At 33.2% G+C, this 747-nt stretch carries 1 protein-coding gene; it reads right to left on the bottom strand.

Going from position 1 to position 747, the window contains the following annotated elements:
• Positions 1-40: 40 nt before the first annotated feature.
• On the bottom strand, positions 41-747 hold a 707-nt coding region (locus tag K8344_RS13965), incomplete at its 5' end, for a hypothetical protein (RefSeq protein ID WP_237609291.1).

Here is a 747-nt window from a genome sequence, read left to right as displayed (position 1 = left end):
GAACAAGCAATTACTTATAGCCATTGTTGTGTGCAGTTTTTTATATTCCATTTCTACTTTTCCAATTACTCATTGTTGTCGGATGTTCATTGTCTATTGGATAATTCCGATTTACAAAGTCCAACTGTTTTGGTGTTAGCAAGACGAACATTCCATCATTTCCACAATTTATTGGATAAAACTGCTCGTTCGAATTTTGTCTTCTTAATTCAGCGTTCAACATTTCTATAAAATTCACATATGCAATTCCCCAATCCAAGTCAGAAAATTGTCCGACAAACGCTGAGTATTCATTTCCGTTCAGCTCAATTGTGTGTTTCCAACTATTTTGATCTTGTTCGCTTTTTTCGTTTGCGAATTCTAATTCAAGTCCAAGTTTTTCAAAAGTCGGTTTTACTTGGGTTAAATATTCTGTTAATCCACCAATCTCAAAAAGTTCCTCACAATCTACCCATTGATAACGATTATCCATAAAATTCAGAGTTTCTCCACGCATTGGTCCTTGAAAGAAATGTAAGTCCGAATACGCTTTTTGAAAGTCAGCTTTGACTGTATCCAATTCAGATTCGCTGGTCAAATTGAAATAACCCAATTTTTCTAATTCAGACACGATTTCTTTTCCGCTTAATTTTTCTTGAATTACTTTCTCTGGATTTGGATTTTTGATTTTAGAAACCGCATTATCCTTTTTGGAATTACACGCCAAAAAAGTGGAAAAAATTATGATTAAAAAAATATGTTTCATTG

Origin of the sequence: Aequorivita xiaoshiensis, from assembly GCF_022008395.1 — a bacterium.
Taxonomy (GTDB): domain Bacteria; phylum Bacteroidota; class Bacteroidia; order Flavobacteriales; family Flavobacteriaceae; genus Aequorivita; species Aequorivita xiaoshiensis.
This window is presented reverse-complemented; position numbering and strand designations above follow the sequence as displayed.